Origin of the sequence: Nonomuraea sp. NPDC046570, from assembly GCF_040645915.1 — a bacterium.
In the GTDB taxonomy this organism is placed as follows: domain Bacteria; phylum Actinomycetota; class Actinomycetes; order Streptosporangiales; family Streptosporangiaceae; genus Nonomuraea.
In genome coordinates this window covers 136706-161687 of record NZ_JBEYZF010000013.1, presented here as the reverse complement: position 1 = coordinate 161687, position 24982 = coordinate 136706, and the positions used below count along the sequence as shown (strand labels likewise).

The window sequence follows — 24982 nt, the reverse complement described above, 5'->3', positions numbered from 1 at the left end:
GCTTCGTCATGTCAGCGGCGGTGCAGGACCACCACCCGGACGGCCATCGCGCCCGCCAGCAGGAGTAAGCCCGCGATGACCGCCAGCCGCGAGCCGGACGCGCCGTCTCCGGGCCCGTCGCCGAAGTACGGCGCGGGATGCCCGCTCGCCTTCAGCGGCGTGTTGCTGGCCAGCTTCCGGGCCGCCCGCAGCGCGAGTACGGCACTGGCCACGCCGTACCCGTAGGCCTTGCTGTGCCCGCCGGTGGGGCGGCGCCGGGTGCCGCGCTCGATCGCCCGGCGCACCTGGAGCGGGGTGAGCGCCGGATGCGCGCTCTTGACCAGCGCGGCGATGCCCGCCACCAGCGCGGCGGCCGAGCTGGTCCCGTCGCCGACCACGTAGGAGTCCTGGCCGTCGGCGCTGACGATCCCGCGGCCGGGGGCGAGGACGGACAGGTAGTCCTGCCGGTTGGAGAACTCGGTCACCTTGAGCTCCTCGTCGCACGCGCCGACCGCGATCACGCCGGGGTAGGCGGCGGGGAAGTTCTTCCGGTTCGGCCCGTCGCCGTCGTTGCCGGCGGAGGCGACGAGGACGGCACCGCTCTCCAGGGCGTACCGCACCGCCTCCTCCTCGGCCGCCGAGCCCTCCCAGGTGCCCGAACCGCCGCCGAGGGACATGCTGATGACGTCGGCGCCCTGGTCGGCCGCGTAGCGGATGCCCTTGGCCAGCGCGTCGTGGCCGCGGTCGCGGGCGCGCCGGTCGCCGCGGCGCGGATCGTCGTTCTCCAGCGTGACCCGGATCGACAGCACCCGCGCGGCGGGCGCGACGCCGACCACCCCGAGTGCGCGCCGCGGGCCGTGTCCGCGGCCGGCGATGAGGCTGGCCATGGCGGTGCCGTGCCGTCCCCAGCGGCCTTTGGCCCGTCGGGTGCCGGTCAGGTCGGGGCCTTCGACGAGCGCGCCGACCAGGTCGGGGTGCCGGGGGTCGGCGCCGGTGTCGAGGATCGCGACCAGCACCCCCTCGCCCCGGCTCACCTCCCAGGCCTCGGCCAGCCGCAGTGAGGCGAGCTGCCACTGCCGGGAGCGCGCGCCGGCCCCGACGCCGTCGTCCGCGGCCGGGGGCGTGGCCGAGCCCGCGGGCGGGGCGACGAGCAGCAGGACCGCCAGGCAGGCCGGAAGCAGGCCCGCCAGCACTTTCCTCATTGGGTGAGCTCGTGGTGCGGCGGGAGGAGGGCCAGGGAGAGTCGGATCACGTCGACCTCAGGGAAGTGGAGGGGTCGCTCTGGGTCGGTGCATTCTGGCATGCGGCCGATGGTTCAATCCGACGCTTCGGTAAACACGGCGATACGCGGAGTTACTGGCCTTCTGTAACTTCAGCCCCTTTTGTGGCTTTCAGCCGGTGGGCGCGAGCCGTACGTGCGCGCCCGGTGGGAGGCCGAGTCGCTGGGCGGCGTCACCCGAGTTGACGGCGATGGCGATCAGGCCCGCCGAGTCGGTGAAGGCGACCAGCTCCCCCGGCGGCACCGCGGCGAACGTCTCGCGGAACGGCATCGAGAGCTGCCTGCGGCCGAGCCAGACGCCCAGCGTGTCGCCCACCCGCACACCGAGCGCGGTCAGGTCGCCGAGGGCGATGGAGAGCTGGGTGTTGCCGAAGCGGTCGACGGAGACCACCTCGCCCTCCACCGAGCCCTCGCGCAGCAGCGAGGTCGGTGTCGGCAGCGAGACGAGCCGGTCGAGCGGCAGCTCGGGCCCCAGGTCGGCGGGCTTGCGGCCAGCGCACAGATGCGCGGCGACCGGGGCGAACACGTCGCGGCCGTGGAAGGTCGGCGCGACCGGCTTGAGGAACAGCTCGTCGTCGGTGATCTGGTAGGCAGCCCGCGCGCCCCCACAGGCGCGCACCGCCCAGGACAGCAGCCCGTTGTCGGGGCCGACGAACACCCGGCCGCCCGCCTCGACCGCGACCGCCCGCCGGGCCCCGCCCGCGCCCGGATCGACCACGCCCAGATGCACGCCCGCCGGAAGGTAGGGGATCGTCTGGGCGAGGATCGCCGCGCCCTTGCGCACGTCTCCGGCGGGCACCAGGTGGCACACGTCGATGATCCGGACGGCCGGGGCGATGCCCGCGATCACTCCGTGACAGGCCCCGACGTATCCGTCTTCCAGGCCGTAGTCCGTGAGAAGTGTGATGACTGGGGTCACACTTCGTGACTGTACGTCTCCGCAACCTTCGTGAACACCCGCCTATGGCACATTACGATGGCCACGGGCCGCGCGCCCGAGACGTGATCGTCCCGGGTCCCGACCAAGGAGGAGACCATGGACACCGCACCGACAGGCGGTGACAGTGCTGCCCAGGAACCGCCCGGCAAGCCCCTCTCCCCGCGCGAGATCGACCTGCTCGCCTTCGAGCGCCAGTGGTGGCGGCACGCCGGCGCGAAGGAGCAGGCCATCCGCGAGACGTTCGGCTTCTCCGCGACCCGCTACTACCAGTTGCTCGGCGAGCTGATCGACCGGGCGGAGGCGCTCGAACATGATCCGATGCTGGTCAAGCGCCTGCGCAGACTGCGCTCCACCCGCCAGCGTGAGCGCGCGGCCCGCCGCCTGGGCATGCGCCCCTGAATGCGTGGGTACGGCAGGCGCGTGATGAACAATCCAGGAATCCAAGCGATCGTACGGGACCCCGCGGGCGCCGTGATCGGGCTCGACTTCGACGGGACCCTGGCCCCGATCGTGCCCGACCCCGACGCCGCCCGCGCCCACCCCAGGGCTCCGGCCGTGCTGGCCAGGCTGGGGCGGTTGGTCAAGGCCGTGGTCGTGGTGACCGGCCGGCCCGCCGCCAAGGCCGTGGCCTACGGTCCCGGTCTGGCCGACGTGCCCGGACTGGTGGTGCTCGGCCACTACGGGTTCGAGCGCTGGGAGGCGGGCCGGGTGAGCGCGCCGCCGCCGCCGCCCGGCGTGCTGCAGGTCGAGGCCGAGCTGCCGCTGCTGCTGCGGGAGCTGGGCGTCGAGGGTGTCGTGGTGGAGGACAAACAGCGGGCGGTCGCCGTGCACACGCGGCGCAGCCCCGACCCGGAAGGCGCGCTCGCGGTCCTGCGCGAGCCGCTGGCCAGGCTGGCCAAGGCGCACGGGCTGGTCGTCGAGCCGGGCCGGATGGTGCTGGAGCTGCGCCCGCCGGGGATGGACAAGGGGCAGGCCCTCGCCCTGTTCCTGGCCGAGCGGGCCGCGAGGTCGGTGCTGTTCGCCGGGGACGACCTGGGCGACCTGCCGGCTTTCGCGGCGGTGCGGGCGTCGGGGCTGCCGGGGGCGACGGTGTGCAGCGGCTCGGCCGAGGTGTCCGAGCTGGCGGCACAGGCCGACCTCGTGGTCGACGGGCCCGAGGGGGTCGTCGCGCTGCTGGAGGAGCTGGCCGAGGCTGTCAGCCGATCGTGAGTCATCTGCAAGCGTGGCGTTCTACGGTCACGGCATGATCAAGAGAAGCCTGCTCCTCGCGGCCGTCGCGGCGGCCTCGGTGCTCCTCGCGCCGACGGCCGCCTCGGCCTCCGCCAGTGAGCCCCTGGTGCTGCGCAAGGGGCTGACGCTGTACCTGCCGAGCGCGTGGAAGGTGTACGGCTACGGCACCGACCGGGTGCACGTGGTGACGGGCAAGTGCGCCAACCCCCGAGGGGGGTACAACACGCCCAAGTGCGATGGTTTCTGGGTGTTCGGCCCGAAGGCGATCAAGACCGGCAACCAGCTCTTCCACCCGTACACCGCCGAGCAGCCGTACTATCCGGCGACCGACGTGCAGCAGTGCCCGTTCAACGGCAAGTGGGGTCAGGTTCTCGGCTCGGCGGCCGTGCGGGGGGTGCGCCAGGTCGGTCCCGGTCACAAGGCGCACTACCGCGAGTGGAAGGCCACCTGCATCAGCTATGGCAGCGGCGCGCAGCGGATGAGGTACACCCAGCGGGAGTGGTTCCTGCCCCAGACGAAGGTGCTCATCGTCGACCAGTGGAACACGCCGGGCCTGGGCTCCGTCGTCAAGAACGCGGTCTGGCGGTGAGCGCGCCCGCCACCGCGAACGCGATGATCACCGGGACCAGTAAGAACGCGGTGTGCGTGCCGAAGCCGTCGGCCAGGGCGCCCAGGACGAACGGCCCCGAGCCCATGGCGACGCCCGCCCAGACGGGCGCGGCGGCCGAGGCGCGGTCGGGGCGGTCGCCGGCCCGGTCGATCAGCCCGGCCAGCGCCATCGGGAAGTGCAGCGCGACGCCGAGACCGCTGATCGCCAGGCCCGCGTAGGAGAGCGCGGGCTGGGTGCTCTGCCAGAAGACCAGCCAGCCCGCGCCGGTCAGCGCGAGCGCCCCGACGAGCAGCGTGGTCGGCGGCAGGCGCAGCGCCAGCCACGTCCCGCCGAACCGGCCCGCGGTGACACCCGCCAGGAACGCGGTCAGGCCCGTGGCGGCCTGCGCCGCGCTCAGGCCGGTACGGGTGGCGAAGACCTCGGCCGCCCACAGGATGAAGCAGAACTCCAGCGCCACGCAGCAGCACAGCACGGCGCCCGCCAGATGGAAGCGCCAGGTGACGGGAACACGGGCGCGATCGGGGGCGCCGCCGGGCAGCGGCTCCCGCCAGGGGATCCACACCCGGCCCATCGTCGCCGCCAGCAGCGCGCTGGCGACGGGCGTGATCAGCAGCGCGGCGCGCCAGCCGAGCACGCTCTGGGCCGCCGCGCTGATCACGAAGGTGCAGACGACGCCGCTGGCCACGGCCACCGCGTTCGCCTCGTTGATGGACGCCGGTCCCGCCCGGCCGTGGTGGTCGCTGAGCGCGGCCATCGCGGCGTACAGCATGACCGAACCGAACAGGCCGGCCACGCCGTACCCGAGCAGGGTGGCGGGGAGGGCCGTGCCGGTGATCACCAGGGCCATGCCGGCGTTGACGCCCGCGAGGCCGATCCAGGTGACCGCGCGGCGGCCGAACCGGCGGGTGAGCATGGGGAGCGCGATCCCGGCCAGGATGGTGCCGGCGGCCATCGCGGTGCCGTGCAGGCCCGCGACGGCGTTCGGGACGCCCAGGTCCTGGCGGAGCAGCGGGAGCGCGGCGCTCAGGCCGTAGATGTAGGTGGAGAAGGTGGCGAGTTGCAGGTAGATCAGCAGGGTGGGGCGGTCACGGATCAACCGGATGGGCTCCGCGACCGATGTCACCCGGGTCCCCTGTCACAAGAGGTGGCCTATTACCCCAGATGCTAGTAGAGAGCGGCGAGTTGGTCTGCCAGCCATTTTTGCGGCGGAAGCGCTGTGGCGGCGGCCTTGAGGTTCGCGCCGCGCCGTACCCGCTCCTCGTGGGGCATCGTCAGGGCCTCGTGCAGGGCGTCGGCCGTCTCGGTGACGTCGTAGGGGTTGACCACCAGCGCGTCGGAGCCCAGTTCGGCCGCCGCGCCCGCCTCGCGGGAGAGCACCAGCGCGCAGGCCGGCGACAGGATCGGGCCCTCCTTGGCGACCAGGTTCATGCCGTCCCTGATCGGGTTGACCAGCAGCACGTCGGCCAGGCGGTAGGCGGCCAGCGAGCGCGGGTAGTCGTCGTTGACGTTGAGGATGAGCGGGTCCCAGTCCTCCGTGGCGTACTGGTTCTCGATCTCCTGGGCGCAGCGCTGCACCGCCGCGGTGTACTCGCGGTACTCCGGCAGGTCGTGCCTGCTCGGATAGGCGAACGCCAGGTGCGTCACCCGGCCGTGCCACTCCGGATGGGCGGCCAGGAACTCCTGGTACGCCATCAGGCCGCGGACGATGTTCTTCGACAGCTCGGTCCGGTCGATGCGGACGATCAGCCGCCGCTCGCCCACCTCCCGCCGGATCGCGGCCATGTGCGACTCCACGTCCGGCTCGCAGGCGCGCGCCCGCAACGCCTCGCCGTCCACCCCGAGCGCGTGCACCCCGACGCGCGTCGTCCGCCCCTCATAGGTGACGGTACGGCTCCCGCGGTCGACGTACGCCTTCAGCAGCGCCTCGCAGCAGTCCATGAACGCCTCGGCCCACCTCCAGGTCAGGAACCCCGCGTGGTCGGCGCCCAGAACGCCCTCCAGGACCTCGCGGGTCACCTCGTCGGGCAGCAGCGAGAAGTACTCGGGCGGCGCCCAGGGGGTATGGGAGAAGTGCGCCACGCGAAGGTCGGGGCGCTCCGCCCTGAGCATCGCGGGGGTCAGCGTCAGGTGGTAGTCCTGCACCAGCACCCGGGCCTGGTGCCCGGCCTCCTCGGCCAGCGCCCTCGCGAACGCGCCGTTGTAGTCGCGGTAGGACTCCCACTCGCGGCGGAACCTGGTGCCGAAGCAGGGCGCGTTCGGGATGTCGTAGAGCAGGTGGTTGACGAACCACAGGGTGGAGTTGGCCACGGCGTTGTAGGCGCGGTGGAAGGTGGCGGGCGCGATGTCGAGCATGCGCAGCGCGCCGGTGTCGTAGCCGGCCTGGTCGAGACGGCCGCCGGGGGCCAGCCGTACGGCGTCGCGGTCGGCGTCGGACAGGGCCGCGCAGACCCACAGCACGCCGTTGTCCTTGGCCACTCCGGACAGGCCGGAAACCAGGCCGCCGCCGCCTCTTTTCATCGTCAGCACACCGTCGTCGCTCACGGTGAAGGAGACTGGACCTCTGTTCGACGCCACAAGCACGCTGTTCATGGATTCACCCGCGCTCCGAGGAAGGTTAACCAAACATGCCCCCGACCATAGGATCCCGCTATGGCGCTTGATGAGCTAACCGAGGAACTGGCCCGCTCCGCCGCGTCCGGCGATCATCGCGCGCTGGGCGAGCTGCTGAAGCGGATCGAGCCGGACGTGCTGCGGCACTGCGGCCGGATCCTGCCCTACCACCAGGACGCCGAGGAGGCGTGCCAGGACACGCTGCTGGCGGTCGCGCGCAACATCGGGCGTTTCGAGGGCAGGGCCAGGTTCAGCACCTGGCTGCACATCGTGACCGCCAACTGCGCGCGCACCACCTACCGTACGTTGAAGCGCAGGTCGGCCGAGCAGACCTCCGATGAGTTGCCGATGCAGAAGCCGGACGCGCGGCGGGTCAGCGTCATCGCCGGATCGCGGCTCGACCTGCTCGACGCGATGGAGTCGCTGGAGGCCGACAAGCCGGATCTGGCGCAGGCTCTGGTGCTGCGCGACATCGTCCAGCTCGACTACAACGAGGTGGCCGAGCAGCTCGGAATCCCGCTCGGCACGGCGAAGTCGCGAATCCACCAGGCCCGTAAGTACGTCCAGGCGGCGCTGGGGGAGGACTATCGGTGAGACCCCTTGTCTCGCCCAATGAGACGCCTGGTCATCTCGCGCGGGACTCCGGGTAGAGTGCTGGGCAGTTCGACAACTTCATATTGCTCATCCAGAGGGGTGGAGGGACCGGCCCTGCGAAGCCCCGGCAACCCTCCCGGACTGTGCTCGTGACCTGACGAGGCCGACCGGGACGAGGTGCCAATTCCGGTCTGTGGCCAGGGTGGTCGCAGACGAAGATGAGGGAAGGCCTCGCTTCATGTCGCTCGACTTCGGTCCTGCCGTCGCACTCTCCTGCCGCGAGTGCGGTACCCGCTACGATCTGGGCCCCAGCTTCGCCTGCCTGGAGTGTTTCGGGCCACTAGAGGTGGCCTACTCCTTCGGCTCCGTCTCCCGCGCCGACATCGAGTCGGGGCCCACCAGCGTCTGGCGTTACCGCAAGCTCCTTCCCGTCCCCGCCGACGTGGCGTCCAAGCCGAACATCAACCCCGGCTGGACCAAGCTCGTCAAGGCCGAGAACCTCGGCCGCGCCCTGGGCGTCCGCTCCCTCCACGTGAAGGACGACTCGGGCAATCCCACCCACTCCTTCAAGGACCGGGTGGTCGCCATCGCCGTCGAGGCGGCCCGCAACTTCGGCTTCCACACGCTGTCCTGCTCCTCCACGGGCAACCTGGCCGGCGCCGTCACCGCCGCCGCGGCCCGCGCGGGCCTGGACGCCTGCGTGTTCATCCCCTCGGACCTCGAACAGGCCAAGATCGCGATGGCCCGGGTGTTCGGTGGCCGGCTGATCGGCATCGACGGCACCTACGACGAGGTGAACCGGTTCTGCTCCGAGCTGATCGGCGACTCGCTCGGGGACAAGTGGGGCTTCGTCAACGTGAACCTGCGGCCCTATTACGCCGAAGGGTCCAAGACGCTGGCCTACGAGATCGCCGAGCAGCTCGGCTGGCGCATTCCCGACCAGATCGTCATCCCGGTCGCCTCCGGCTCGCAGCTCACGAAGATCGACAAGGGTTTCAAGGAGCTGATCGCGCTGGGGCTGGTGGAGGATCGGCCCTACCGGATCTTCGCCGCGCAGGCCACGGGGTGCTCGCCGGTGTCGGCGGCCTACAAGGCGGGGCACGACGTGGTCCAGCCGGTGAAGCCGGACACCATCGCCAAGTCGCTGGCGATCGGGAACCCCGCCGACGGGCCGTACGTGCTGGACATCGCCCGCCGTACCGGGGGTGCGGTGGAGGATGTCAGTGACGCCGAGGTGGTCGCGGCCATCAAGCTGCTGGCGAGTACGGAGGGCATCTTCGCCGAGACCGCGGGCGGGGTCACGGTGGGCGTGTTGAAGAAACTCGTCGAGGCGGGCACGCTCGATCCTGACGCCGAGACGGTCGTGCTCAACACCGGCGACGGGCTCAAGACGCTCGACGCCGTGGCCGCCGACGCGCAGCCCACCGCCGTGATCAAGCCCTCCCTCGACGCGTTCCGCGCGACCCTCTAGAAAGGCTGAAAAATGAGTGTTTCGGTGCGGATTCCCACCATTCTGCGGACTTATACCGACGGTAACGCCGAAGTGAGTGGCGACGGCGCTACGCTGCGCGAGGTTCTGCAGAAGCTCGACGCCGACTACCCCGGCATCGGCGCGCGCATTCTGGATGAGTCCGGAAAGCTGCGGCGCTTCGTCAACGTCTATGTCGGCGATGAGGATGTGCGATTCGTCGGAGGGCTCGACTGCTCGACTCCGGCGGGCGCGCAGATCTCCATCATCCCGGCGGTCGCGGGCGGCTGAGCCGTCCCGTCACTCCAGGCGCTCCCTTCGGGGGGCGCCTTTGTGTGTTTATGCGCGTTGCTCATGTTCCGCGCGGAGCGAAAGTAGATTTATGTTTCGTTGTGTGGCGGAGGAAAAACGGCGAAGCGGATATTCGGCTGCGGATTGACTCTGTTGCCCACCGGCATGCCACAGGTATGGTCGAGGGCGATCGTGCGGCTGATTTCACTATAAGTCGTGATGATCTCGGATCTCGCGAGTGAATGGGCGGATCCGGAGCCCAGTAAGAGGAGTCGGAAAGTGGCGCAGGGCACCGTCAAATGGTTCAACGCGGACAAGGGCTACGGCTTCATCGCGGTAGACGGTGGTAAGGATGTCTTCGTCCATTACTCAGCGATCATGATGGACGGCTACCGTGCTCTTGAGCAGGGACAGCGCGTCGAGTTCGAGATCACCCAGGGCCAGAAGGGCCCGCAGGCGGAGTCCGTCAGGGCGGTCTGATCCATGTAGCGGGTATGCACCGGCAGCTCACACGGCAACGCAGTACGTGCGGATCTGCCACTCGCGTTTTCGTCGACTCGCGGCGCGCGGGCCCGTCCTCTGGCGGCCGGGCCCGCGCGCTCATGGCTGCTGACCTGGGCCAGGGAGCGTCTGGCTTGCACTCGACGGGGTAGAGTGCTAAACAGTTCGTTGGCACTCTCTCATCGAGAGTGCCAACTACCGGGGATCGAGGCGATGGGGTTCGCCGAATGGAGTCGGACCCTCATGCCGTCGCGGGCGTCGACTCGATCTGCTTGCAAGCCACCCTGCATCTGGGAGGTCTAGCCTTATGGCAGCCAAGATGATCGCGTTTAACGAGGACGCCCGGCGCGGTCTCGAGCGCGGCATGAACCAGCTCGCCGACGCGGTCAAGGTGACCCTCGGCCCCAAGGGCCGTAACGTCGTGCTGGAGAAGAAGTGGGGCGCTCCCACGATCACCAACGATGGTGTGTCCATCGCCAAGGAGATCGAGCTCGAGGACCCGTGGGAGAAGATCGGCGCCGAGCTGGTCAAGGAAGTCGCCAAGAAGACGGACGACGTCGCTGGTGACGGCACCACCACCGCCACCGTGCTCGCCCAGGCGCTGGTCCGCGAGGGCCTCCGCAACGTCGCCGCCGGCGCCAACCCGATGTCCCTGAAGAAGGGCATCGAGGCGGCCGTCGAGCGCGTCAGCGAGGAGCTCTCCAAGCTGGCCAAGGATGTGGAGACCAAGGAGCAGATCGCCTCCACCGCCTCCATCTCCGCCGGTGACGTCGAGATCGGCAACCTCATCGCCGAGGCGATGGACAAGGTTGGCAAGGAAGGTGTCATCACCGTCGAGGAGAGCAACACCTTCGGCCTCGAGCTTGAGCTCACCGAGGGCATGCGCTTCGACAAGGGCTACAACTCGGGCTACTTCGTCACCGACCCCGAGCGCATGGAAGCGGTCCTCGAGGACCCTTACATCCTCATGGTCAACTCGAAGATCTCGGCCAACAAGGACCTGCTGCCGCTGCTCGACAAGGTCGTGCAGGCCGGCAAGCCGCTCCTGATCATCGCTGAGGACGTCGAGGGCGAGGCCCTGGCGACCCTGGTGGTCAACAAGATCCGCGGCCTGTTCCGCTCCGTGGCCGTCAAGGCCCCGGGCTTCGGCGACCGCCGCAAGGCCATGCTCAACGACATCGCCATCCTCACCGGTGGTCAGGTCATCGCCGAGGAGGTCGGCCTCAAGCTCGAGACCGCCACCCTCGACCTGCTGGGCCGCGCGCGCAAGGTCGTCGTCACCAAGGACGAGACGACCATCGTCGACGGCGCCGGTGACGCCGAGCAGATCGCCGGCCGGGTCAACGAGATCCGCGCCGAGATCGACCGCACCGACTCCGACTACGACCGCGAGAAGCTCCAGGAGCGTCTCGCCAAGCTGGCCGGCGGCGTCGCCGTCATCAAGGCCGGCGCGGCGACCGAGGTCGAGCTCAAGGAGCGCAAGCACCGCATCGAGGACGCCGTTCGCAACGCGAAGGCGGCCGTCGAGGAGGGCATCGTCCCCGGCGGCGGCGTGGCGCTGCTGCAGGCCGGCACCAAGGCGTTCGACAAGCTCGAGCTCCAGGGTGACGAGGCCACGGGCGCGGCGATCGTTCGCAAGGCGCTCGAGGAGCCGCTGAAGCAGATCGCCGTCAACGCCGGCCTCGAGGGCGGCGTCGTGGTCGAGCGCGTGCGCAACCTCACCCCGGGTGAGGGCCTCAACGCGGCCACCGGCGAGTACGTCAACATGTTCGAGGCGGGCATTCTCGACCCGGCCAAGGTGACGCGCTCGGCGCTGCAGAACGCCGCTTCGATCGCGGCGCTCTTCCTCACCACCGAGGCCGTCATCGCCGAGAAGCCGGAGAAGGCTTCGGCCGCCCCTGCCGGGATGCCCGGCGGCGGCGACATGGACTTCTGAGTCCGACCGCACCACCGGAATCGCACTCCCCGGCACCGGGAACCCGCGACTCCACGCACCACCACCTAGGGCGGCTCCACGGAGCCGCCCTTCGTGTTCCCGGGATCTCTACGGTCTGCCTCAGGCTGTGAGCTGGGCGGGGAGGGGCTTGCGGTGGAGGACGGTCAGGGTGGTGACCGCTCGGGTCAGCACCACGTACAGCCTGGCCAGGCCCCTGGGTTCGGCTTCGACGATGTCCGTGGGTTCGAGGACGATCACGTGGTCGTACTCCAGGCCCTTCGCCAGCGTGGCCGGGACGATCAGCAGGCGGTGGTCGTCGGTGGAGTCGGGGTCCAGGACGGCGTGGGCGATGCCGGACAGGGACTGGGAGACCTCGTCCACCGTCGCGTCGGGGACGATCAGGCCGATCGAGCCCTCCCGGGCGAGTGCCTCGTGGACGGCCTCGGTGAGCGGGCCGTCCTGCCGTACCGACAGGGAGCCCGCGCCGGGGCGCAGGGAGCGGGGGGCCGCGAGGTCGGGGGCGATGGAGGGGAGGAGGCGGGCCGCGTAGTCGAGGACCTCGCGGGGGACGCGGAAGCCGAGGGTCAGCTCGGTGACCTCGCCGGCGTCCTGGCCGAGGTGTTCGAGCACGGTGGTCCACGAGCGGGTCGACCACGGCGTGGTGCCCTGGGCGAGGTCGCCGAGCACGGTCGCCGAGCCGTTGCGGCAGCGGCGGCCGAGCGCGCGCAGCTGCATCTCCGACAGGTCCTGCGCCTCGTCCACGACCAGATGGCCGATGGAGGGGGTGCGCTCGATCAGGTCGCCGAGCTCGTCCAGCAGCGCGGCGTCGGCGGCCGACCACTTCGCGGACTTCCACGACCGGTACGGCTTCCGCCACCTCAGCGTCTCCTGCTCGTCGGCCGAGAGATCGTACTTGGCGGCCCGCAGCAGGAACTCCTCGTCCGACAGCAGGCGGAACAGCACCTGCTCGGGCGTCAGCTTCGGCCACACCTGGTCGACGAGCTGCTTGACCGGCTTGGACCTGGCCACCGCGTCCTGGACCCGGTCGTCCGGCGAGTCGCCGCGCTGCTCCATCCGGACCAGCACCGCGTGGGCGAGCCGCTGCGCCAGCGCCGCGCGGCCCGGCCCGTAGCGGGTGGTGCCGCGCAGGGAGGCGACGATCTCGCGCACCTCGTAGTCGGGCACCCGGAACCGGTGGGCGCCCTTGGAGAACACCACGCCCTCCTCCGGCTTCACGATGTGCAGCCACAGCGCCCGCTTCAGCACCGCGGCCATCCGGGCGTCGCCCTTCAGCGCCGACACGTGCGGGTCCTCGGACGCGGCGTGCTCGCCCAGCAGCCCGGCCACGGTCGTCTGGTCGACCTTCACCTCGCCGAGCGCGGGAAGGACGGAGGAGATGTACGACAGGAAGGCGCGGTTCGGGCCGACGATCATCACGCCCGACCTGGCCAGCCGCTCGCGGTGGGTGAACAGCAGGTAGGCGGCGCGGTGCAGGCCCACGGCGGTCTTCCCGGTGCCGGGGGCGCCCTGCACGCACACGGTCTGGGACAGCGCCGAGCGGACGATCTCGTCCTGGTCGGGCTGGATGGTGGCGACGATGTCGCGCATGGGGCCGGTGCGGGGGCGCTCGATCTCCTCGGTGAGGATCTTCGAGGGGCCGATCTCACCGCCCTCGCCGAGCGGCTCGTCCTCGAACGCGGTCAGCGCGCCGCCGTGGTAACCGAACCTGCGCCGCCGCGCGACACCCATCGGGTCGGCGGGGCTGGCCTGGTAGAAGGCGCGGGAGACGGGGGCGCGCCAGTCGATCACGAGCGGCCTGCTGGTGCCGTCGTGGACATGGCGGCGGCCGACGTAGATGACGCCGGGCAGGTCGTCGTCGGCGGAGCGGTCGAGGCGGCCGAAGAAGAGCGGGGTGTCGGGGTGGTCGGCCAGGGCGGCCACCCGCTGGTCGAGCAGAGACTGCAGGATCTGCTGGGAGACCCAGTCGCCGGCGGCGTCGGCGGACAGCGACTGGGCGTGCTTGCGCATCGCCACGAGCGCGGCCCTGGACTGGGCCAGGTGGGCCTGTTCGGCGGACAGGACGTCGGTGGGTATGTCGGGGGCCGGCGGATGTGCGGGCACGCGAAAGCGCCTCCTTCTGGGAAAACGGAGGTGGTGGTCAAAGGCAGCGAATCAACCAGGCTACCGGCGCCGTCGCCAGGCTTCCAACGCATTTGGCCGGGGTAGAGGGGGAGCGTGACGCGTGCACCGTTGGGAATTTCCCCGCTGCTCCCAACTGTCGCCAGCCTGCTCCTGGCGGCGCTCTGGGGATTCTCCGTCTTCGCGGGCTGGGGCCTGGAGGCGTTCTGCGCCACCGGCGAAGTCACCGCCGCGTGCGCCGAACGCCTCGGCACGGTCTCAGCGGTTTCGGGCCTGTTCGCGGTGACAGCGGCCATCTGTACGGCGGGCGCCTGGATACTGCGGGCCCGATTCGGGCCGTTGATGAGTGCCGCGATCGCGTCATGGGTGGCCGCTGAGGCCGTCCTGTTCGTGGGAGGAATGCTCGTGGCGTAACGACGCGACCACTACTCGTCAATGTCACGAAAAACCGCGAAATGGGAGCGCATTTCCAGTGAATTGACGGATCATGAGGGGTATGTCGCCAGTGGCCACCAGCCAGGCTCGGTGCGACCGGAAACCGGAACCGGAGCGATGCGAAGGACACCGGGAGACGATTCTCACCGACTGGCGACAACGAGGCAGGAACGGCCAATCGGCCACCCGCGGCGCGACACGTCGCGGGATGTAGGTGAGGGGGGTGGTTCGATTGTCGACGGCCCGCGGAGTTTCGTGGACCTGACAGGGAACAGCCGGGTCCGGGTGACCTGACCCGGCGACCGAGAGGTCAGGTCCGGGTTCCACGGACTTGACGGCAGCACACCGGGAACGCGGGAAGGCGGGCCCGGTGGAGGCGAAGCCGGGCTCGCGCGATCGGGGAGGTCCTCTCGCGCGAGCAGGCCGTCAAACCCCGTCGTGCACGTCGTCCGCGTCGATGATCTGGTACGCGTAGCCCTGCTCGGCCAGGAAGCGCTGCCGGTGCGCCGCGAACTCCTGGTCCACCGTGTCCCGGCTGACCACCGTGTAGAACCGGGCGCCCCCGCCGTCGGCCTTGGGCCGCAGCACCCGGCCGAGCCGCTGCGCCTCCTCCTGCCGCGACCCGAACGTCCCCGACACCTGGATGGCGATCGCCGCCTCCGGCAGGTCGATGGAGAAGTTGGCGACCTTCGAGACCACCAGGACCTGCAACTCCTTGTCGCGGAACGCCTGGAACAGCCGCTCCCGCTCCTTGATCCGCGTCTCGCCCTTGATGACCGGCGCGTTCAGGTGCTCGCCCAGCTCGTCGAGCTGGTCGATGTACTGGCCGATGACCAGCACCTGCTCGCCCAGATGCCGCCGGACCAGCGCCTCGGTCACCCGGGTCTTCGACGGGGTGGTGGCGCAGAAGCGGTAGCGCTCCTCGGACTCGGCCATCGCGTAGGCGAGCCGCTCCTCGTTGGTCAGCGTGACGCGCACCTCGACGCAGTCGGCCGGCGCGATCCAGCCCTGGTTCTCCATCTCCTTCCAGGGCGCGTCATAGCGCTTGGGGCCGATCAGGGAGAACACGTCGCCCTCGCGGCCGTCCTCGCGCACCAGCGTCGCCGTCAGGCCGACCCGCCTGCGCGCCTGCAGGTCGGCGGTCATCCGGAAGATGGGCGCGGGCAGCAGGTGCACCTCGTCGTAGACGATCAGGCCCCAGTCGCGCGCGTCGAACAGCTCCAGATGGCTGTAGACGCCCTTCCGCCTGGTCGTCATCACCTGGTAGGTGGCGATGGTGACCGGGCGGATCTCCTTCTTGCTGCCGGAGTACTCGCCGATCTCGTCCTCGGTCAGCGAGGTGCGCTTGAGCAGCTCCTGCTTCCACTGGTGGGCGCTGACCGTGTTGGTGACCAGGATCAGCGTGGTGGCCTGGGCGTGCGCCATCGCGGCCGCGCCGACGATGGTCTTGCCCGCGCCGCAGGGCAGCACCACCACGCCGGAGCCGCCGTGCCAGAAGGCGTCGGCCGCGTCCTGCTGGTAGGGGCGCAGCGCCCAGCCGTCCTCGGCGAGGGAGATCGGGTGCCGCTCGCCGTCGACGTAGCCGGCCAGGTCCTCGGCGGGCCAGCCGAGCTTCAGCAGTGCCTGCTTGATGTTGCCGCGCTCGCTCGGGTGCACGGCCACCGCGTCGCCGCCGATGCGCTCGCCCAGCATGGGCACGATCTTCTTCGAGCGCAGCACCTCTTCGAGCACGGCCCGGTCGGTGCTGGCCAGGACGAGGCCGTGGGCGGGGTCCTTCTCCAGGCGGAGCCTGCCGTACCGGGACATGGTTTCGGCGATGTCGACCAGCAGGGCGTGCGGGACGGGGTAGCGGCTGAAGCCGATCAGCGCGTCGATGACCTGCTCGGCGTCGTGGCCCGCGGCGCGCGCGTTCCACAGCGCCAGCGGGGTGATCCGGTAGGTGTGCACGTGCTCGGGCGCGCGCTCGAGCTCGGCGAACGGCGCGATGGCCTTCCTGCACTCACCGGCCCGGTCGTGGTCGACCTCGAGCAGCAGTGTCTTGTCGGACTGGACGATCAGCGGTCCGTCACTCACTGGCATCTCTCCGTGGGGTTCGTACGGCCGTGCGCGCAACAGGACCATCGTCTCTCGTCCCGGGCTCGGCCGCTCCGAGAGTGCAACATCCAGGGCGCTCGGATTAGTCCGGGCGCCCTGGAGACCTCCCACCGGTCAGGAGCTGCGCGGCTCCCAGCGGAAGTGCTTGCGGGCGATCAGCACCCCCACCGCGATCCACGCCACGATCAGCAGCAGCCGAGGGCCCGCGGCCACCCACCCCTCGACGAAGCTCACCGCCGGGTGCGGCGCGCCCTGGGTGAAGTCCTGGCCGAAGTAGCCGATCCGGATGACGTCCACGACCGGCGACAGCGGCAGCGCGCCCGCGATGCGCTGGACGAGGTCCGGCATCCCGGCGAGGGGGAAGCTCGCCTGCGAGGTGGTGGCCAGGATCAGCATCGCCGGCAGGACGGTGATCTGCGCGGACTCGCCGCTCTTGGTGAAGCCGGACAGCGCCGCCGCCATCGGGACGAACATCACCGACCCCAGCACCACGCCGAGGAAGAGCAGCGGGATGTTGCGCGGCAGGTGCCCGCCTAAGGCCACGATGCCGAGCGTGACGATCACGGCCACCTGCAGCACGTAGATGATCGTGCAGGCCAGCCCGCTGCCGCCGAAGATGGCCGCCTCGGACAGCACGCTGCCGCGCATCCGCTTCAGCACCAGGTCCTCGCGGCGGACGGTGAAGACCGTGGTCAGGTGCATGAACGTGACGAAGAAGCCGATCAGCGCCAGCATCCCGGTCAGGATGTAGAGACCGGAGGAGACGCCGGAGATGAAGCCCTCCTTGAGCAGCAGCGCGACACAGCCGAGCAGCAGCGGGAAGGCGATCGTGGTGAAGAACGCCATACGGTTGCGCGTCAGCAGGGCCAGGTCGAGCCTGGCCAGCCGAAGCGTGTGGTTAAGCAGCATGTGCCACCTCCAGGAAGACGTCCTCCAGGGAGGCGCTGCGCACCTCGAGACGGTCGAGGACGAGACGGTTGTGCGTGGCCCACCCGATCAGCTGGGCCAGTGACTGCTGGGTGCTCTCGGGGTCGGCGCCCAGCTTGTACTCGGCCGTGACCTGGCCCTTGCGCAGCTCGGTGGTCGCGCGGACGCCGTCCAGCAGCGGGAGCCGGTCGGCGGGCAGCGCGTCGGGCACGCGGAAGCGGATGCGGTTGCCCTGCTGGGCGACGACCTCCGCGCTGGTGCCCGCGAGCTCGACGCGGCCCTCGTGCATGATGGCGAGCCGGTCGGCCAGACGCTCGGCCTCCTCCAGGTAGTGCGTGGTCAGCAGCACGGTGGTGCCGGCCGAGACCAGGTCCTGGATGAGGGTCCAGGTGTTGCGGCGGGCCTCGGGGTCCATTCCGGTGGTGGGCTCGTCGAGGAAGAGCACCTTGGGCTGGGCGAGGGTGGCGAGCGCCAGGTCCAGGCGGCGCTTCTGGCCGCCGGACAACTGGCGCACCTGCACCTCCGCCTTGTCCTCCAGCTCGACGCGGCCCAGGGTCTCGGCGACCGAGTACGGCTTGCGCGGCGACACGTCCCGCCAGAAGCGGACCGTCTCGGCCACGGTGAGGTCGGTGAAGAACCCGCCTTCCTGCAGCATGAGCCCGGTGTGCGGGCGGACCTTCGCGCGCTCGGTGAAGGGGTCGTGCCCGAGCACGCGCACCGATCCGCCGCTCGGCGCCCGGAACCCTTCGAGAATCTCGATGGTGGTGGTCTTGCCCGCGCCGTTGGTGCCCAGCAGCGCGAACAGTTCGCCGGGCCGGACCTCGAAGGAGATCCCCTTGACGGCTTCGAAGTCGCCGTACTTCTGGTGGAGCCCGCGGACCTCGATGACGGGTGCGTTCTCTGATGTGTCCACTTTTTGCCTGCGTTCCACAAGGGTTTGGGAGATCATCTTGTCCTCTTCCGCCGGTCGGCTGTCAGGTAGTCACGAACTGTTCGCTGAAGTCGCCGACGGCCACGCCGGCGAAGGCCCCGGGAACGATGAACGCGCGCGCCGCCGCCAGGACGTCGTCATGGCGCACGGCGGCGATCCTGCGGCTGTAGCCGAAGATCTCCTCGGGGGGCAGGCCGAGGTCGATCCGCCCGGCGACGGCGGCGGCCAGGCCGTCCTGGCCGCCGGTGCCGGCGAGCCACCGTCCGAGCAGGTACTGCCGGGCACTGTCGACCTCGTCCCGGCCGTACGGCTTCGCGGTCACATCGTGGACGACGCGGTGGAACTCCTCCAGCGCCGAGTCGACGGCCTCCTTTCTCACGTCGAAGCTCACGACGAGCTCCGAGTGGTCACGGTCGGGTTCGATGACGGCACGGGCGGAGTAGGTGAGCCGGTGGACGTCGCGGAGCGTGGTGGACAGCCGGGAGGAGGAGTAGCCGCCGAACGCCATGGCGGCGATCTCCACGGCAGGGAAGTCCGGATGGGAGGGGGCTGGGCAGGCGGCCCGGAACCGGATCTGCGCCTGTGCCGCGCCGGGCCGGTCGATCACCTCCCACTCGCCGCGCAACGCCCCGGTCGGGATGGCCGTGGAGTTCCGGGACGGCCGCGAGGCGGGAGCGGCGGCGGGGAGGTGGACGGTGGGTGGGCGCCAGGGGCGGAACGCGTCGGCGGCGGCGGCGACCGCCGCTTCCGGGTCTAGGTCGCCGACCAGCACCAGCGAGGCGGCGGCGGGCGACAGTCCCGAGGCGTGGAAGGTCTCCAGGTCGTGGCCGGTCACCGCCGAGACGGCCGCGGCGGGGGCGTACTCGGGCTCCTGGCCGGCGAGGCGGCGCAGGGCGGTGCGGGCGATGCCCGCCGGGTGGGCGGACAGGGCGCCGATCTGGTGGGCGATGAGCGTGCGCGTGGCGCGCACCTCGGCGGCGTCGTAGCCGGTGGGCCGGGTGAGGGCGGTGGCCAGCGTGGTCAGGGCGGTGGTCAGGCCGGTCGCCGGGCCGTTCCCGGAGAGGACGACCTGGCGGGTGTCGGCGAGCGGGACGATGGTCCAGCCGGAGCGCTCCAGCCGGGCGGCCTCGGGGCAGCGGCTCTCCCTGAGCAGCATCGCGCCGAGGACGGCGGCGGGCGCGGCGTCGGTGGCGGCGGGGAGGGTGACGCGGAGCCGTACCGAGACCAGGGGGACGGCGGGGGAGCGGACGGCGACGACGCGCAGGCCGTTGCCGAGGTGGACCTTGGCCATGGCGGGCGTGCGCACGGGCGGCGGCGGGCCCAGCGCCGGTAGTCCGCTGGGGACGGTCTCCCGGGGCGGTGTCGGCACCGCGCTCGCCTTCACGGTGGTGGGGGGCGAGGGGCGGGCGGGGGCGGCGGCCGGGGCGGGGCGGACGTGGACGAGGGCGCGGGGCTCCTGCCGGCAGCGGCGGGCCGCGGCGGAGAGCTGCTCGTGGGTGATCGCCCGCAGCAGGCGCGGGACGTCGTGGACCAGCTCCGGAGCGCCGAAGAGCGACTCCAGGCGGCCATGGGCGCGGGCCAGTTCGCCCGGCTGGGCGTGCGCCCGGCTCCACGCGGCGGACGCGCGGGCGGCGGCGCCGCTCAGCTCCTCGTGCGGGATGCCGGGCGAGGCCAGCCGCGCCAGCTCGGCGTCGATCGTGGCCACGACGCGGCCGGCGTCGGCCTGCTCGGGGTGGAAGGCGGTGATGGTGAAGGTGTCGGGGTCGCGGGCGCGCAGCGGGCCGCCCACCAGCCCGCAGTTCGAGGTGACCGTCACCGCCCCGAGGTCGCCGGTGACCAGCGCGCGGTGCAGCCTGCTGGTGACGCCGTCGGTGAGCAGGGCGGACAGCACCAGGTACGCCAGGTAGTCCGCCGGCGCGCCCGCCGGATCGGGCAGCCGGTAGCCGATCGCGAGCGCGGGCCCGGGAGCGCGGGCGTCCAACTGCGTCTGCCGGAACTCCGCGGATCCGCTCGGGCGGGGGGAGGCGGCGGGCACGGCCGGTACGGCCCCGGCCGGGACATCGCCGAAGTGGCGGGCCACCAGGTCGGCGGTCCGGTCCGGGTCGATGGCGCCGCTGATCGACAGCACGCAGTTGCCCGGCTGGTAGTAGGTGGCGAAGAAGTGCTCGCAGTCGGCGACCGACGCGCGCTCCAGGTCCTGGAAGTCCCCGTAGCCGTCGTGCGTGTCGGCGAAGCCCGTGTAGAGCGTCTGCGCCACCACCGGCCACGGAAAGCGCCCGTACGGCTTGCTCAGCACGTTCCGCCTGATCTCGTCCTGGACGACCGCGACCTGCTTGGTCAGCGCGGCCTCGGTGAGGCGGGGGGCGCGCAGCCGGTCCGCCTCCAGGAAGAGCACCCGCTCCAGCGCCGGCGCCGGCACGGTCTGGTAGAAGTTGGTCGCGTCGGGGCCGGTCGAGCCGTTGAAGGTCCCGCCGGCCGCCTGGACGAGGCGGCCGTGCAGGCCCGGCGCGACATTCCGGCTGCCCTCGAACATCAGGTGCTCGAAGAGGTGGGCGAACCCGGTCCTGCCCTCCGGCTCGGAGCGGAATCCGACGCCGTAGTGCAGGCTGACCCCCACCGTGGGGGCGCAGGGATCCGGTGCCATGACGAGCCGCAGCCCGTTGGGCAACGTGATCCGGCTGATTTCAGGCATGGTGATTCTCTCTCAGGCAGGTAGGTGTCATCCCCGTTGACGCGGTGTGCAGTGTTTAGCGAAATTAGAAACGCCACACCTGTCTTTATCGCACGGCAGCGGGGACGGGGTGGCGCCGAATAACGGGACGCGCAGGGGAGTGACGCGTATGACTATTTCGAGCCGCGAAAATCCGGGCGGATTTGAGTCCGGCCTGGAAACGGCTTCTCGCACCGAGCCGGTCCATCAACTCGGCCGTGACCCGGCGGACGGTGCGCAATGAGACGCCTAGGCTGCGGGCGACCGCTTCATCGGTACAGCCTTGGGCGAGCAACTGCAGCACCTGCCACTCACGCGGGGAGATGGGGCTGCCCGCGGACGGCTGCCCGTCCGCGCGTTCGCGGCGCTCCTCTCCGGCGGGCGACGACTCACTCGCCTGCGCCTCTGCTCGGGACAGCAGGATGGTCATGCCCGTTTCTGGACGGACCACCGTGAGGGCGCCCTCCTCCTCCACCCGCAGCAGGCAGAGGTCGCTGAGCAGCCGGACGCATCCTCTGACACTCGCCTGGTCGCCGCCGAGCCTTTCGGCGACCTCGTCGAGGCGGAGTTTCGGACAGGCCTGCAGAAGTGTGTAGACCTGGGCCGCGTCCACATCCTGAGTCATGTCAACCACCTGGCCAACGCGGCGTCGAGCGTGTCGGCGCACTCGTCGAGTTCGGCGATCTCGACGTACTCGTCGGGCCGCTTGGTCCTGGCCAGGTCGCCGGGACCGTAGAGCACGACGGGGATGCCGAGATCCTGGAACACCCTGGCATCGCTCGGGCACGGGTACTGGCACCACCGCAGCGCGGGGTTGACCGTCCTGAGCAGGTCGGAGAAGTTCTGGTGGCCCAGATGGGTGGCGGCGAAGCGCGGCTCCATCCGCTCCCAGTCCGGGAGTGGCAGGTCCGCCGCGGTGAAACGGCGGATGAGGCTGTCGTTGACGATGTCGAGCGCGGTCTCCTCGGGCAGCAGCGGCGGGAGCGCGATGGCGAGCTCCACCGCACCCGTGACGGCCGCCGTCGAGGCGCTGTCACCGGCGTGGATGGAACCCGGCAGGACGTACCTGATGTGCTGCTGGGTGGGGTAGAGGTCCTGGAGCATCCGGTTGGCGCTGTCCAGGGCGAGCAGCGCGGTCGCGGCGTGCGTGGCGGCGTTGTCCTCCTCGGCGGCGTAGGCCATCACGCCGCCGCCGGCCCGCGAGGTGAGCCGGTAGTGGGCGAAGCCGTACGCGGTGGTGCAGACGTGCCGGTCGGTCGGCTCGGCGAGGACGGCGAGGCTCGCGTGCGGCAGGTCGGCGTTCTGGAGGGCTCTGGTGCCGCCGCCCCCCAGGTGCCGGTCGATCGCGATCTGGACGGTGATCCGGCCGGTCAGACCGGTACGGCCGGCCAGCCTGCGCGCGGCGGCGATGAGCACGGCGATCCCGCCGAGCATGTCGCTGGAGCCCGCGCCGTACACGCGCCCGTCGCGGACCTCGCCGGCCCGCCACAGGCCGGGCGCGGACCAGCCGGACTCCTGCACGACGTCTTCGATGTCGATGTGGCCGTGCACGATGACGTGCGGGCCGTCGGTGGGGAAGGCGTGGGTGGCGGTGATCTGGCGGCCTCCGTCGTACGGGCGGACCTCGCAGTCGAAGCCGAGCGCCTTCAGGGTGTGCCCGGCGAGGTCGATCGCGTCGGACACCCCCGTACTCCGGTGGGTGGGGTGGCACCTGACCAGCTCGGATGTGAGCTCGGTAACGGAGAGACCCATCAATTCACCTCCTTTTCTTGGAAAGGTACAAAGGGTCGGCGGTAGTGGGGGAGGGAGAAGATGCCACCTGTCAGGCAGTGACCAGGTCGAGGGTGGCCGCGGTGGCGTGGTCGTGCAGGATGCACCGCGACAGCCCCTCGGTGAGCAGCGTCGTCGCCCGGAAGCCGAGCTCGGTGGCGGCCCGCTCGATGGACGGGATCTGGACGCTGATCGGCCGCTCACGCCCAGGCCGGCGCCTGGTGGCCGACGGGGCGGCGATGGCGCTGCCGCTGCCGACCAGCTTGATGGCCAGCTTGGCCGCGTCCCTGAGGCTGTAGGTCTCGCAGGAGGCGATGTTGTAGCAGGCGTACGGCGCGGCCTCGGTATTGGCCCGGCACAGCGCCGCGACGATGCCGGCGGCGACGTCCTCGCTGTAGGTGAAGTTGCGCAGCTGGGTGCCGCCGCCGGGCAGGACGACGGGGTGTCCGGTCAGCGCGGCGGCGAGGACCCGGCCGATGGTGGACTCGGCGGGCTGGCCGGGGCCGTACAGGCCGAACGGGCGGACGACCGTGGCGGCCCGGCCGGGGATCATGCTGAACTGCTCGACCAGCCGCTCGCCGATGACCTTGGCGCGGGCCAGCCGCGTCTGCGGGACGGGGGCGTCGGACTCGTCCAGGAGCCGCCCGGAGCCGTCGCCGTAGACGTCGGGCAGCGAGCAGAACAGCACGTGCGAGCAGCGCTGGCTGATCGCGGCCGAGGTGATCGCGGCCGTGCCGCCGACATTGGCCGTGTACGGCTCGCTGCCGCCGGTGCCCAGGTGGATCACCGAGTCGGCGCCGCTGATCGCGGTGTACAGCGCGTCGGGGTCGGTGAGGGGACCGCCGATGTGCTCGACGGTGATGCCCTCCACGGCCCGCGGCGGGGTGGGGCAGAGCACGCGGACGGTGGCGCCGGGGCGGGCGGCGGCGATCCTGCGCAGGATCGCGGCGCGGAGAAACCCGGTTCCGATTATCGCGACGGGATGGTCGAGTGCAGTTCTCATGGCGTTATTCCTACTTTTGCTTTCGGCGGTGGGACAGGGAAAAGCTGCCGGATGACACTGAATGCCATTCGATTACGTATCGCGTTCTCGCGGTTACCTGCCGTTATGTCATTGAAATGGCTGATCGTTTCGATATAGTTTTGCGGTCATGTAGCCGATTGACGATTCTGGGGATGATGTCGTTGTCAAAAGGCGGTGATGACGCGTCGGCGTCGCAAGTGGCGGAGCTCCTGGCGGATCTGCTGCCTGTGCACGTCGTCCAGGGGTACGCATTGCTCATGCAGCAGGGGGACTGCGGGGAGAACGAGGCGGCCCAGCTGATCGGTTCGCAGGAGTCGCTCGACGAGCTGATGAAACGCGGGCTCGCGCACCGGGCGCTGCACCCCGGTTCGGGGTCGGTGGTGATCCGCCCGACCGACCCGACGCTCGCCTTCCGCGACGTGCTGCACGACCTGCAGGCACGCCTGGCGGAGTCGAGCAGCCGGCTCATCGACGCGCACCAGCGGATCAACGACATCCAGCGGGTGTTCTCGCGCCGCATGTTCGAGCACGATCCCGAGGAGGCGGTCCGGGTACTCACCGACCGCGACGAGATCCACTCGCTGTCGATTTCCCTCATCAACGCCGCGCAGTCCGACTACCTCGGCCTGCACACCTGGCGGTTCGCCGTGCCACTGCGCAAGGAGGAGGCGCTGTCCGCGCCGGCCAGCGTGGTGGACCGGAAGGTGAGACGTCGCTCGGTCTATTCGACGGAGTATTTCGACAACGAGGTGGGTTACCACATCATCCAGAACGCGGTGACCGACGGTTACGAGGTCCGGATCTGCCGGGATCTGCCGATGAAGATGAAACTGGTGGACGAGGACGCCGCGATGCTTCCGCTCACACCGAGCGGGGCCACCGGAATCGTGCTCATCAAGGCGCCAGTCGTGGTCAAGGCCCTGCGGCAGTACTTCGAGCTGCTGTGGGCGAGGGCGACGCCCGTGCGGACCACGGAGGCGGTCGCCGGCCCGGTACCCGGACGAACGGGCGCACCGAGCGAATTACATCTGCAGTTACTCAAGATGATGGCGCTGGGACTGAAGGACGAGTCCATCGCCAACCGTACGGGGATGAGCCTTCGCACCGTTCGCCGGCACATCGCGTCCATCATGGAGGATCTCTCCGTGGAGACGCGGTTCGCGGCAGGGGTCGCCGCGGCCAAGCGGGGGTGGATCGACTGATCAGTGCCAGGGGTCGTCGCCGAGGGTGGTGGCGGCGGCGGGGCAGCCGATGTGCCACGGGTCGTCGGCGCAACTGACGAACTGCGCGGCGGCGGCAGGGGCCGGAGAAGCGGAAGAGGCCTGCGCGGCGGAAGCGGAGAAACCGATCGCGATAATGGCGGAGACGACACAGACGAGGGCGCGACGGAACGAGCTCATGGTAATTCCTCCGTTTTCATGATCGAGCCTTTTCGGTATTTCCTGATTGAGAAGATAGGCGTCGACCAAGCAGCGCAGGAGGGAGGAGATGCCACGTGGCACCAAGTGAACAGA

At 70.6% G+C, this 24982-nt stretch carries 23 protein-coding genes and 1 riboswitch; of the genes, 10 read left to right on the top strand and 13 right to left on the bottom strand.

Translation table 11 applies throughout. The features are described from left to right. Positions 1 to 11 precede the first annotated feature (11 nt). Together ABZ911_RS22315 and ABZ911_RS22310 are read right to left on the bottom strand one after the other, a co-directional pair. Positions 12 to 1181 carry a S8 family serine peptidase gene (locus ABZ911_RS22315; protein WP_358058790.1) on the bottom strand — a complete coding sequence of 390 codons (1170 nt, stop codon included), beginning with the start codon at positions 1179 to 1181 and terminating at the stop codon, positions 12 to 14. Between the two features lie 189 nt (positions 1182 to 1370). Then, positions 1371 to 2177: an SAM-dependent chlorinase/fluorinase gene (locus ABZ911_RS22310; RefSeq protein WP_358058787.1), complete on the bottom strand. Its 807-nt coding sequence runs from the start codon at positions 2175 to 2177 to the stop codon at positions 1371 to 1373. A gap of 117 nt (positions 2178 to 2294) precedes the next feature. Here ABZ911_RS22310 and ABZ911_RS22305 point away from each other — a divergent pair, with 117 nt between their 5' ends. From ABZ911_RS22305 to ABZ911_RS22295, 3 genes are read left to right on the top strand one after another with little or no spacing between them, the layout of a single operon-like run. Further along, positions 2295 to 2597: a DUF3263 domain-containing protein gene (locus ABZ911_RS22305; protein ID WP_358058784.1), complete on the top strand. Its 303-nt coding sequence runs from the start codon at positions 2295 to 2297 to the stop codon at positions 2595 to 2597. Between the two features lie 24 nt (positions 2598 to 2621). After that, on the top strand, positions 2622 to 3407 hold the full coding sequence (otsB, locus tag ABZ911_RS22300; RefSeq protein ID WP_358058781.1) for a trehalose-phosphatase: 786 nt from the start codon (positions 2622 to 2624) through the stop codon (positions 3405 to 3407). Positions 3408 to 3441: 34 nt separating this feature from the next. After that, complete coding sequence (locus tag ABZ911_RS22295) at positions 3442 to 4017, top strand: hypothetical protein (RefSeq protein WP_358058778.1); 576 nt, start codon at positions 3442 to 3444, stop codon at positions 4015 to 4017. Here ABZ911_RS22295 and ABZ911_RS22290 read toward each other — a convergent pair. Together ABZ911_RS22290 and ABZ911_RS22285 are read right to left on the bottom strand one after the other, a co-directional pair. Further along, a complete protein-coding gene (locus tag ABZ911_RS22290) occupies positions 3995 to 5161 on the bottom strand; it encodes an MFS transporter (RefSeq protein ID WP_358058775.1) in 1167 nt (388 codons plus the stop codon). The two genes, ABZ911_RS22295 and ABZ911_RS22290, sit on opposite strands and share 23 nt — an antisense overlap. Positions 5162 to 5202: 41 nt before the next feature. Beyond that, positions 5203 to 6627, bottom strand: coding sequence for a trehalose-6-phosphate synthase (locus ABZ911_RS22285; protein ID WP_358058772.1), 1425 nt, complete (start codon positions 6625 to 6627; stop codon positions 5203 to 5205). 60 nt (positions 6628 to 6687) lie between these two features. Here ABZ911_RS22285 and ABZ911_RS22280 point away from each other — a divergent pair, with 60 nt between their 5' ends. The 5 genes from ABZ911_RS22280 to groL all read left to right on the top strand — a co-directional run bounded on the left by ABZ911_RS22280 (position 6688) and on the right by groL (position 11438). Further along, complete coding sequence (locus tag ABZ911_RS22280; protein WP_358058769.1) at positions 6688 to 7242, top strand: RNA polymerase sigma factor; 555 nt, start codon at positions 6688 to 6690, stop codon at positions 7240 to 7242. A gap of 84 nt (positions 7243 to 7326) precedes the next feature. Beyond that, a riboswitch (SAM riboswitch) is annotated at positions 7327 to 7467 on the top strand. 13 nt (positions 7468 to 7480) lie between these two features. After that, positions 7481 to 8713, top strand: a complete 1233-nt coding sequence (gene thrC / locus ABZ911_RS22275) for a threonine synthase (protein ID WP_358058767.1) — start codon at positions 7481 to 7483, stop codon at positions 8711 to 8713. Between the two features lie 12 nt (positions 8714 to 8725). Then, a complete protein-coding gene (locus tag ABZ911_RS22270) occupies positions 8726 to 9001 on the top strand; it encodes a MoaD/ThiS family protein (protein WP_358058764.1) in 276 nt (91 codons plus the stop codon). A gap of 279 nt (positions 9002 to 9280) precedes the next feature. Continuing rightward, entirely contained in the window at positions 9281 to 9481 is a 201-nt protein-coding gene (locus ABZ911_RS22265) for a cold-shock protein (protein ID WP_012895270.1), read from the top strand. Between the two features lie 328 nt (positions 9482 to 9809). Then, positions 9810 to 11438 (top strand): chaperonin GroEL, encoded by a 1629-nt coding sequence (groL, locus tag ABZ911_RS22260; RefSeq protein WP_358058761.1) that lies wholly within the window; start codon positions 9810 to 9812, stop codon positions 11436 to 11438. A gap of 120 nt (positions 11439 to 11558) precedes the next feature. Here the strand turns inward: groL and ABZ911_RS22255 are convergent, their stop codons facing one another. Continuing rightward, complete coding sequence (locus tag ABZ911_RS22255) at positions 11559 to 13559, bottom strand: AAA family ATPase (RefSeq protein ID WP_358058758.1); 2001 nt, start codon at positions 13557 to 13559, stop codon at positions 11559 to 11561. Between the two features lie 114 nt (positions 13560 to 13673). Between ABZ911_RS22255 and ABZ911_RS22250 the strand changes: the two genes are divergently transcribed. After that, a complete protein-coding gene (locus tag ABZ911_RS22250) occupies positions 13674 to 13991 on the top strand; it encodes a hypothetical protein (protein WP_358058755.1) in 318 nt (105 codons plus the stop codon). A gap of 447 nt (positions 13992 to 14438) precedes the next feature. Here ABZ911_RS22250 and ABZ911_RS22245 read toward each other — a convergent pair whose 3' ends face one another. The 7 genes from ABZ911_RS22245 to ABZ911_RS22215 form a co-directional block, all read right to left on the bottom strand. Then, positions 14439 to 16091 carry a DNA repair helicase XPB gene (locus ABZ911_RS22245; protein WP_358058752.1) on the bottom strand — a complete coding sequence of 551 codons (1653 nt, stop codon included), beginning with the start codon at positions 16089 to 16091 and terminating at the stop codon, positions 14439 to 14441. Between the two features lie 129 nt (positions 16092 to 16220). Beyond that, complete coding sequence (locus ABZ911_RS22240; RefSeq protein WP_358058749.1) at positions 16221 to 17015, bottom strand: ABC transporter permease; 795 nt, start codon at positions 17013 to 17015, stop codon at positions 16221 to 16223. Next, entirely contained in the window at positions 17005 to 17946 is a 942-nt protein-coding gene (locus tag ABZ911_RS22235; RefSeq protein WP_358058746.1) for an ABC transporter ATP-binding protein, read from the bottom strand. The genes ABZ911_RS22240 and ABZ911_RS22235 overlap by 11 nt, the downstream gene beginning before the upstream one ends. Positions 17947 to 18007: 61 nt before the next feature. After that, complete coding sequence (locus ABZ911_RS22230) at positions 18008 to 20656, bottom strand: insulinase family protein (RefSeq protein WP_358058743.1); 2649 nt, start codon at positions 20654 to 20656, stop codon at positions 18008 to 18010. Positions 20657 to 20741: 85 nt separating this feature from the next. Continuing rightward, complete coding sequence (locus tag ABZ911_RS22225) at positions 20742 to 21299, bottom strand: helix-turn-helix transcriptional regulator (protein ID WP_358058740.1); 558 nt, start codon at positions 21297 to 21299, stop codon at positions 20742 to 20744. Further along, complete coding sequence (locus ABZ911_RS22220) at positions 21296 to 22426, bottom strand: M20/M25/M40 family metallo-hydrolase (RefSeq protein ID WP_358058737.1); 1131 nt, start codon at positions 22424 to 22426, stop codon at positions 21296 to 21298. Before ABZ911_RS22220 ends, ABZ911_RS22225 begins: the two co-directional genes overlap by 4 nt. A gap of 70 nt (positions 22427 to 22496) precedes the next feature. Further along, positions 22497 to 23447: an NAD(P)-dependent oxidoreductase gene (locus tag ABZ911_RS22215; protein WP_358058734.1), complete on the bottom strand. Its 951-nt coding sequence runs from the start codon at positions 23445 to 23447 to the stop codon at positions 22497 to 22499. Between ABZ911_RS22215 and ABZ911_RS22210 the strand changes: the two genes are divergently transcribed. Next, on the top strand, positions 23435 to 24670 hold the full coding sequence (locus ABZ911_RS22210) for a helix-turn-helix transcriptional regulator (RefSeq protein ID WP_358058731.1): 1236 nt from the start codon (positions 23435 to 23437) through the stop codon (positions 24668 to 24670). The genes ABZ911_RS22215 and ABZ911_RS22210 overlap by 13 nt on opposite strands. On the opposite strand, the gene ABZ911_RS22205 is transcribed toward ABZ911_RS22210, so the two are convergent. After that, a complete protein-coding gene (locus ABZ911_RS22205) occupies positions 24671 to 24937 on the bottom strand; it encodes a hypothetical protein (protein ID WP_358058728.1) in 267 nt (88 codons plus the stop codon). Positions 24938 to 24982: the final 45 nt, after the last annotated feature.

Bases quoted from the DNA above. Each gene is read 5' to 3' on its own strand.
- ABZ911_RS22315 (WP_358058790.1), bottom strand. From the start codon at position 1,181: ATGAGGAAAGTGCTGGCGGGCCTGCTTCCGGCCTGCCTGGCGGTCCTG.
- ABZ911_RS22305 (WP_358058784.1), top strand. From the start codon at position 2,295: ATGGACACCGCACCGACAGGCGGTGACAGTGCTGCCCAGGAACCGCCC.
- otsB (WP_358058781.1), top strand. From the start codon at position 2,622: ATGAACAATCCAGGAATCCAAGCGATCGTACGGGACCCCGCGGGCGCC.
- ABZ911_RS22295 (WP_358058778.1), top strand. From the start codon at position 3,442: ATGATCAAGAGAAGCCTGCTCCTCGCGGCCGTCGCGGCGGCCTCGGTG.
- ABZ911_RS22285 (WP_358058772.1), bottom strand. From the start codon at position 6,627: ATGAACAGCGTGCTTGTGGCGTCGAACAGAGGTCCAGTCTCCTTCACC.
- ABZ911_RS22280 (WP_358058769.1), top strand. From the start codon at position 6,688: ATGGCGCTTGATGAGCTAACCGAGGAACTGGCCCGCTCCGCCGCGTCC.
- thrC (WP_358058767.1), top strand. From the start codon at position 7,481: ATGTCGCTCGACTTCGGTCCTGCCGTCGCACTCTCCTGCCGCGAGTGC.
- ABZ911_RS22270 (WP_358058764.1), top strand. From the start codon at position 8,726: ATGAGTGTTTCGGTGCGGATTCCCACCATTCTGCGGACTTATACCGAC.
- groL (WP_358058761.1), top strand. From the start codon at position 9,810: ATGGCAGCCAAGATGATCGCGTTTAACGAGGACGCCCGGCGCGGTCTC.
- ABZ911_RS22245 (WP_358058752.1), bottom strand. From the start codon at position 16,091: ATGCCAGTGAGTGACGGACCGCTGATCGTCCAGTCCGACAAGACACTG.
- ABZ911_RS22240 (WP_358058749.1), bottom strand. From the start codon at position 17,015: ATGCTGCTTAACCACACGCTTCGGCTGGCCAGGCTCGACCTGGCCCTG.
- ABZ911_RS22230 (WP_358058743.1), bottom strand. From the start codon at position 20,656: ATGCCTGAAATCAGCCGGATCACGTTGCCCAACGGGCTGCGGCTCGTC.
- ABZ911_RS22225 (WP_358058740.1), bottom strand. From the start codon at position 21,299: ATGACTCAGGATGTGGACGCGGCCCAGGTCTACACACTTCTGCAGGCC.
- ABZ911_RS22220 (WP_358058737.1), bottom strand. From the start codon at position 22,426: ATGGGTCTCTCCGTTACCGAGCTCACATCCGAGCTGGTCAGGTGCCAC.
- ABZ911_RS22215 (WP_358058734.1), bottom strand. From the start codon at position 23,447: ATGAGAACTGCACTCGACCATCCCGTCGCGATAATCGGAACCGGGTTT.